The 2,987-nt window shown below is 70.7% G+C and carries 3 protein-coding genes; 1 reads left to right on the top strand and 2 read right to left on the bottom strand.

The features are described from left to right. Positions 1–155: 155 nt before the first annotated feature. A complete protein-coding gene (locus NBV68_RS18870) occupies positions 156–1,043 on the bottom strand; it encodes an MBL fold metallo-hydrolase (protein WP_296313004.1) in 888 nt (295 codons plus the stop codon). A 126-nt stretch (positions 1,044–1,169) separates the two neighbouring features. On the opposite strand from NBV68_RS18870, the gene glpK reads away from it, so the two are divergent. After that, positions 1,170–2,642, top strand: a complete 1,473-nt coding sequence (gene glpK / locus NBV68_RS18865; RefSeq protein WP_296313000.1) for a glycerol kinase GlpK — start codon at positions 1,170–1,172, stop codon at positions 2,640–2,642. Positions 2,643–2,645: 3 nt separating this feature from the next. Here glpK and NBV68_RS18860 read toward each other — a convergent pair. Continuing rightward, the coding region (locus NBV68_RS18860; protein WP_296312997.1) for a DUF1465 family protein at positions 2,646–2,987 on the bottom strand (342 nt) is incomplete at its 5' end.

Raw genomic sequence — 2,987 nt, 5'->3', positions numbered from 1 at the left:
GATGTCCGGCCCGGTCTCGATGGTGCCGAGCCGCTCGTTCAGCGAGGCGACGGCCCGGGCGAAGTCTGCGGGGGTGGAATCCTGCGCCAGCGCGGGGGCGGCGGGGAAGGCGGCGAGCGCTCCGGCTAGCGCGGCCTTGAAAGTGCGAAGACGCATCAGCCTTGCGCTCCTGCCTGCCAGACACCCTCGGACAAGCGTGCCAGCCCGCGCTTTTCGAGGTCTATGAGGTGCGCGGTGACGCTCATCTCGGCGGCCCCGATCAGGCGCGGGTCGAGGCCCTTGTACATCTCGGGGATGAAGCCGCTGACGGGGCGGGGGGCCTCGCCCAGCAGGCGCAGGATTTGCGCCTCGCGCTGGCGGCGGTGGCCGATCATGCCGCGCACCAGCTGCTTGGGCTTCTCGATCGCAGCCCCGTGGGCCGAGTGGTAGCGCACGTCCTCGCGCGCCATCAGCTTGTCGAGGCTCGCCATGTAATCGCCCATGTCGCCATCGGGCGGGATGACGACGCTGGTCGACCAGCCCATGACGTGATCGCCGGTGAACAGCGCGCCGCTCTCCTCGAGCGCGAAGCACAAGTGGTTCGAGGTGTGCCCCGGCGTGGCGACCGCGGTGAGCGTCCAGCCGGTGCCGCGCATCGCCTCGCCGTCCACCAGCACGCGGTCGGGCGCATAGGTCGGATCGAAAGCCTCGTCCGAGCGCGGGCCTGCGACTTGCAGCATCAGCGGTGCGCAGCCGACGATCGGCGCGCCGGTTGCGGCCGCGAGGGGCGCGGCGGCGGGCGAATGGTCGCGGTGGGTGTGGGTGCACATGATCGCGAGGATCTTTCGCGAACCCACCGCAGCGAGAATCGCGGCGATGTGATCGGCCTCGTTCGGGCCCGGATCGATCACCGCGCAGTCCGGCCCGCTGGCAGCGCCGACCACATAGGTCTGGGTGCCGGTGAAGGTATAGGGCGAGGGGTTGGGCGCGAGCACGCGGCGCACCAGCGGCTCGACGTCCTCGGCAAGGCCGGTGGGCCAGGGTTTTTCCGGAATGGTGACCATTGGGGACACATGGCCCCCCGAACTTCTTACGGCAACCCCCGAGCCCGGGACGGGGGGAATGGGTTTTGCTGTATCTCGACTTCCCGCGCGCCATCCGGCTAGGAAGCCCCAAAACGGGAGAGCTTCATGTCCGATTACATCCTCGTGCTCGACGAAGGCACGACCTCCACCCGCGCGATGCTGTTCGCGAGCGACGGCGTGCTGGTCGCCAGCGCGCAGGAGCCGCTGACGCAGCATTATCCGCAAGGCGGCTGGGTCGAGCATGATCCGCGCGAGATCTGGGAGAAGACGCTCGCCTGTGCGCAGGGCATGATCCCCAAGGCTGGCGGAGCGGCGATGATTGCCTGCATCGGCATCACCAACCAGCGCGAGACCGTGGTGGCGTGGGACCGCCAGACGGGCGAGCCGCTCACCAACGCCATCGTCTGGCAGGACCGGCGCACCGAACCCTTCTGCATGGCGCTGCGCGAGGCGGGTCATGAGGCGGGCGTGCAGGAGCGCACCGGCCTGCTGCTCGACCCCTATTTCTCGGGCACCAAGATGCGCTGGATGCTCGACAACGTGCCAGAAGTTCGCGCGGCAGCGGACAAGGGCACGCTCGCCTTCGGGACGGTGGAGAGCTGGCTGGTCTACAAGCTCACCGGCGGGGCGGCGCATATCTCGGACGCGAGCAACGCCAGCCGCACGCTGTTGATGGGGCTCGAGGACACGCAGTTCGACGAGGGATTGTGCGACCTGTTCGGCGTGCCGCTGGCGGCGCTGCCGGGGGTTGTGGACACCTCGGGGCCGCTCGCCATGACCGCGCCCGCGCTGTTCGGCCGCGCCATCCCGATCACCGGCCTTGCGGGCGACCAGCAGGCCGCAACCGTTGGGCAGGGGTGCCTCGCGCCCGGACAGACCAAGGCGACCTACGGCACCGGCGCCTTCGTGCTGACCTGTCAGGGCAGCCGCATCCCGCGCTCCACCAACCGCCTGCTCGGCACGGTGCTGACCCAGCTCGAGGGCAAGCGCACCTATGCCATCGAAGGCTCGGTGTTCGTCGCGGGGAGCCTGGTGCAGTGGCTGCGGGATTCGCTGGGGATCGTCGAGGTCGCCGCCGAGACCGAGGCGCTGGCGCGCTCAATCCCGGACAGCGGCGGCGTGGTGATCGTGCCCGCGCTTGCCGGGCTGGGCGCGCCGCATTGGCGTGCCGAGGCGAGGGGCGTGGTCGCGGGGCTCTCCTTCGCGAGCGGCAAGGCCGAGCTTGCGCGCGCGGCGCTGGAGGCGATGGCGCACCAGACCCACGACCTGTGCGCCGCCTTCACCGCCGACGGCGCGCCGTGGCACACGCTCAGGATCGACGGCGGGATGTCGGCCAACGACTGGATGGCGCAGGACCTCGCCGACGTGCTGGGGGTGACGGTCGAGCGCCCCGGCTTCGTCGAGACGACCGCCTTGGGCGCGGCGATGCTGGCAGCGGCGGGGGCGGGGCTCTATCCCGACCTTGCGGCAGCCTGCGCGGCAATGCGCGGGCGGCTGGCGACCTTCGAACCGGCGATGGCGGATGAAGTGAGGGACGCGCGGCTGGCGGCCTGGCGCAAGGCGCTGGCCGCCTCGTAAGGGTCAGCCGAAGCGCCCGAGTTCCCGCCCGATGCGGTCCTGGAAGGCGCGCGCGGGCGAGGATGCCATCTCGAAATGCCCGCGCCAAGCCTCGTCGAGCCGGGCTACGCGCTGGTGGAGCTTTTCCGTGTCGGCGATCAATTCGCGGGTCTCGGGCTCGAGCAGCGCGAGCTGGCCCGCGTCCGAGGCGCGGTCGGGCGGCAGGGCGCCGTGGAGGCGCACCTGGTTCTCGGTCAGCTCGCCCGAGAACAGCGCGCGCTGGTTCAGGAGCCAGGCGAGCACGTGCATCATCCGCGTGGTGGTCTTGAGGCCCTCGGTCGAGAGCGCCAGGCGCACGAAGGCGTC

Origin of the sequence: Erythrobacter sp. (assembly GCF_023653175.1) — a bacterium.
Taxonomy (GTDB): domain Bacteria; phylum Pseudomonadota; class Alphaproteobacteria; order Sphingomonadales; family Sphingomonadaceae; genus Erythrobacter.
The sequence above is the reverse complement of the archived record's forward strand: the minus strand, read 5'-3'. Positions and strand labels throughout refer to the sequence as shown.

What these genes read in the sequence shown, in the direction of transcription:
- glpK (WP_296313000.1), top strand. Translation starts at nt 1,170, where the DNA reads ATGTCCGATTACATCCTCGTGCTCGACGAAGGCACGACCTCCACCCGC.
- NBV68_RS18870 (WP_296313004.1), bottom strand. Translation starts at nt 1,043, where the DNA reads ATGGTCACCATTCCGGAAAAACCCTGGCCCACCGGCCTTGCCGAGGAC.